This is a genomic window from Acinetobacter pseudolwoffii, from assembly GCF_002803605.1.
Taxonomy (GTDB): Bacteria; Pseudomonadota; Gammaproteobacteria; order Pseudomonadales; family Moraxellaceae; genus Acinetobacter; species Acinetobacter pseudolwoffii.
Window position 1 is genome coordinate 1 of the sequence record NZ_PHRG01000015.1, and the last position, 4745, is coordinate 4745.

Sequence of the window (4745 nt, forward strand, 5' to 3'; positions counted from 1 at the left end):
ATTGATCTGTTCGGTATAGGTCGCTGTATTTTTTTCCAATTCGTGAAATTGCGTCTGTGTTGTCGATAATGACTTTTGTGTTTGCACTAAGCCTTTCTGTACGCTCTCCATTGCCTTTGATTGTGCTGATAAGGCTTGGATAATTTTCTTTTGCATCACGTCTAAACTCTGCTGTTGCTGCTGCAACTGCATTTGTTGTTGCTGTAATTGCTGCTGTTGTTCTTCGATGATTCTCAATAACTGTGTTTCTAACTCGGTCATCACTTAATACCCCATCGGCACCATGAAGTTGTTCTGCCAATCCCCTGCGTCCTTGTTGATCTGAATACACAGACGTTGGGCTTTGCTGTTTTGCTGTTTGCATGTGCTGAACGTCAAACTGCCCCCCGATTGGTTCAGGTGATCCACTCGCATTTGTTTCTCGTTGATGGCCATATTCAGTGTGCGTATCTCGTTGTACTTGCTTTTGCCCATAAAACCGAGCGCAATAATGAGAATAATCAAAATAACAGCGCCCAAAATCAGAGCCATATTCAAAGTGGTAAGCTGTTTCAGTAGGCTTTTGTTCTGAACTTGCTGTTCTTCTGTCTGTATCTGCTCGTTCATTTGCTTTAAACGGCTCAATTTGGACTGTAGCAAGGCTTGGTACTGGTCGAGCTGCTTCTCGATCTGCTGTGAGCTGCTCTGTAGGTTCTGTGCTAATTTCTCGTCCGACTGTTGGATAGCGGTCGCGGTGATATTGGCTCTTGTGCTCAAGCTGTCTTTGATAATCTGTGACGTTTGCTCGATACCGCTCAGAAGTTGTTCCTCGGTACGTTGCAATTCGCTGTTGTACTTCTTGTCGATATTCGCCAGTAGTTCTAAAGCCTTGCTCATAAACCTCTCCATTCAAACGGATAGGACGTGTTGCGCCCTCATATGGATTTTCAATTGATATTGATTTTTGGGTCTGTCGGGTGACTTTGACGTCATTGGACTCAAGCCATTCAACCAATTTTTGCCGATCGGCAATTTCACCATTGGCAACGGCTCGATAGATACGTTGATGTAATTGCGCTTTAAAGTCCCGAACGTCCTTTGGGAGGTTCTTCTTATTGATTAAAAGCTGCTGATTGTTCGGGTCATCAGGGTCATACAGTCTATGTTCCGCATTGGTAATCTGCTTAAACAGATCCACTCGATCGAGATCCACGGGTGCATAAAATGGCTGTAGCCGTTTGCCTGTCGAAAGCTCAACATTTGGAATCACAAAATTCAGCTCAAGCCGAGTCTCTCCAGTAGCTTGGTTCACCTTATCTTGGTGCTGTACCCATAACACTTGATACTGATCAGGATTAAGACCAGGAAAAATACATTGCTCAAAATTCTGCATGATCTGTTGTTTATCCTGGTCAGATAAATCATGCTCGTAAAAGGATAAACAACCACTGGTATATTTCTTGGCAAAAGGACTGCTATCAATCAGTTGAGCGGTCAAGTCAACATCACCACTTAAAACCTGTGCATGTTCTCGCTCTCGATCTTCACCAAGTAAATAATCTAGACAACCTTTAGATAAGCCTGTGCCATGTCTAAAAAAATCAACGATCATCTGGACGTAACTCCCGAAGTTGCTGATCTATGGAAATCAACAAATGAAGCAACTTCACTTTGTCAAAAGTACCTGTCCCTGCAATATCCGTATTAATAGCCTTGGCAATCTGATTAACGTTATTACCTATGCGACCTAACTCTAAAATTAAAGAACGTTCTGTCTTGGTATATGAAAATTCAACAACGTTTTTTGCTTTAATTTTTTGGTCATCATCTGCTTTTGAATTATGAATCTGTGTTGCTTTCTCTACTGCCGATTGACGTAGCAACTTTGCGATTGAACCAAAAGGATTATTAGCATCAAGCAATTGGTACTCTGATTCTGAAAGTCTGACTTTAAACGTCCGTTCCCGAACCGCTTTCTGTTTAGTTACTGAATCTATTTCCATTTGATCAATCCAATTCTCGGTATGAAACCGGTTTAAGGCAAAATCTTTGATTTTTCTTTAAGCCGGTTTTCGGGGGTATCGGGGGTGAAGCCCCTGATCAAGGTCACAGCTTAGCACTATTGAACATCGTGAAATAGGGGTAACTGTGTATCCTTGCTTATCAATTGCGGACAAAGTTGTTCTATAAATTATTAAATCAAATGACTCTGTATATAAACTCTAGAAAGTATTGGCATGAATCTTGTAAAACTAAAGGCGCTCAACTCTTTCTCACCGCCACCACAGCCTTCGCTTCGCTCAGGCTGATGGTGGACGTTGAGAGAGTTTCGGCAATACTCTCCCTAAGGGCTGTCATTCAAAAAATGACACTTCCCTTAAGTATTGCCGATTTAACCTGATTAGGCTGACGGAGCCACGCATCGGTCGTATCCGCACCATGCTTTACATACATGGCAGACAAGGACTAAAAGTTTTGTACCTTCCCCCACGCGCTCCCTGTCGAAGTATGGTGGTATCTCTGCGAGGATTTCTCCAACATGCAACTTAACCAACCTATACAACTACTCTCAACGCTCCGCTTTTGTGGGATTCCCCTGTAACGGTTTAGCTCCTTCCTCTCGGATCTCACTATCGCTACGATGCACCAGTGACACTTATTCCCTCCACATACACCGCATATCGTCCTTAAAAAAAGGATGCACAGAAGCTGATAAGGCTCGAATACAGTCTAGTATTGCTTATTGGATGAACGAGAATCAGGTAACGAAAGACTTTTTACTGATACAATGCTTGCCATTTTTTATCAATTTGATAGAATTTGAAAAGCGGTACAAGCCGAAAGGTGAAATCATAACGGTCGTCAAACCTTATGATCTTCGTTACTTGATGCTAGGAACATCAAATAACTGCGTACCACCAAATTTAAGACAAAACCCCTCTAAGTTGCAAGACTCAGAGGGGTTTTTCTTTAGGTTTTAACTACAATTTTTCATTAGAATTGTTGCAAGGACTCTTTTTTTTATATATTTCAAATTTTTTAACAAGATTTTTATTTGTTTCTCCTACTCCTAACTCATGCCCGAAAAAGAGGTCAAGCATGTCCGAAACCTTGCAACTTGAACAGTTAACAGAATCTTTACAGCAGCTTTTGGGTGAATCCCTCTTTGCCATTTATCTGTATGGTTCAGCTGTTGATGGCGGGCTAGGTCCAGAAAGTGATTTGGATGTTTTGGTTGTGGTGAATCAAGCACTGACACTCCATCAACGACAGCAACTGACAGAAACCTTATTAAAAATTTCGTATCCAATTGGGGCTGCACAGCGTCCACTTGAAGTCACCATCGTACTTAAAGAGCAAATTCTTTCAGGCAGTTATCCACTCAGCTACGAACTACAATTTGGGGAGTGGTTACGGGAGGAGTTAAACCAAGGTGCTTTGCTCCGCGCACATACAGACCCTGATCTGAGTATTTTGCTGAAAAAAGCACAAATGCATCATCGTAGTTTGTTGGGGCCAAGTTTGACACAGTGGTCAACGGCAATTCCTGAACAGCACCTCTGGCAGGCAATGGCAGACACCTATCCCTCTATTGTGGCGCATTGGGATGAGGATGCCGATGAACGCAATCAAATTTTGGCCTTATGCCGTATTTATTTTAGCTTGATGACGAATGAGATTGTGCCTAAAGACCAAGCCGCACACTGGGTGATAGCTCAGTTACCGTCGCTGCATCAACCCATTTTGCAGCGCATGATCCAAGAATATAAAGGTGAGATAGGCAAACAAAACTGGCAACAACAGCATCAGGCTTTAAGCCCTGTTGTTGACTTTCTGAGTTCAAAAATTGATGAACAATTTAATAAGAAGAGTAGCCTAATCAAATAATAGTGTTTTAACCAAGCATTTTGAGCTGACGGGCTTCTATAAGCCTTACATCCCAAAATTCATGCCCCGATCTTGCTTAGGTTGGGGCTGTTCCATTTCCTTTTTCAGTTCCTTCATCTGGACGATATTCGCTTCAATAGTTCGGACGTTTCGAGCAAATTCTGCTGCGCTTTGGCTACTTCTGACGAGACTGACTGCTGTACGGTTGAGATTTTTTCCAGTACGTCCTCGTAGTTCGTTGTAATTTGGCTCATCTCCCTGACTTTGCCATTGATCTGTTCGGTATAGGTCGCTGTATTTTTTTCCAATTCGTGAAATTGCGTCTGTGTTGTCGATAATGACTTTTGTGTTTGCACTAAGCCTTTCTGTACGCTCTCCATTGCCTTTGATTGTGCTGATAAGGCTTGGATAATTTTCTTTTGCATCACGTCTAAACTCTGCTGTTGCTGCTGCAACTGCATTTGTTGTTGCTGTAATTGCTGCTGTTGTTCTTCGATGATTCTCAATAACTGTGTTTCTAACTCGGTCATCACTTAATACCCCATCGGCACCATGAAGTTGTTCTGCCAATCCCCTGCGTCCTTGTTGATCTGAATACACAGACGTTGGGCTTTGCTGTTTTGCTGTTTGCATGTGCTGAACGTCAAACTGCCCCCCGATTGGTTCAGGTGATCCACTCGCATTTGTTTCTCGTTGATGGCCATATTCAGTGTGCGTATCTCGTTGTACTTGCTTTTGCCCATAAAACCGAGCGCAATAATGAGAATAATCAAAATAACAGCGCCCAAAATCAGAGCCATATTCAAAGTGGTAAGCTGTTTCAGTAGGCTTTTGTTCTGAACTTGCTGTTCTTCTGTCTGTATCTGCTCGTTCATTTG

The 4745-nt window shown here is 42.4% G+C and carries 5 protein-coding genes; 1 reads left to right on the forward strand and 4 read right to left on the reverse strand.

The window, feature by feature from the left end; genetic code table 11:
• The coding region (locus CWI32_RS14410; protein WP_100535608.1) for a relaxase family protein at positions 1-1591 on the reverse strand (1591 nt) is incomplete at its 3' end.
• Positions 1581-1982: a MobC family plasmid mobilization relaxosome protein gene (locus CWI32_RS14415; RefSeq protein WP_063454762.1), complete on the reverse strand. Its 402-nt coding sequence runs from the start codon at positions 1980-1982 to the stop codon at positions 1581-1583. The genes CWI32_RS14410 and CWI32_RS14415, both read right to left, overlap by 11 nt.
• A 1096-nt stretch (positions 1983-3078) precedes the next feature.
• Here CWI32_RS14415 and CWI32_RS14425 point away from each other — a divergent pair.
• The gene (locus tag CWI32_RS14425) at positions 3079-3867 is read left to right on the forward strand and encodes an ANT(3'')-II family aminoglycoside nucleotidyltransferase (protein ID WP_063454760.1); all 789 of its coding nucleotides are present in this window, start codon (positions 3079-3081) and stop codon (positions 3865-3867) included.
• A gap of 45 nt (positions 3868-3912) precedes the next feature.
• Here the strand turns inward: CWI32_RS14425 and CWI32_RS15410 are convergent, their stop codons facing one another.
• The gene (locus tag CWI32_RS15410) at positions 3913-4437 is read right to left on the reverse strand and encodes a hypothetical protein (protein ID WP_252146118.1); all 525 of its coding nucleotides are present in this window, start codon (positions 4435-4437) and stop codon (positions 3913-3915) included.
• Positions 4401-4745: hypothetical protein (locus CWI32_RS15415; RefSeq protein WP_252146119.1), on the reverse strand; the 345-nt coding region annotated here is incomplete at its 5' end. The genes CWI32_RS15410 and CWI32_RS15415, both read right to left, overlap by 37 nt.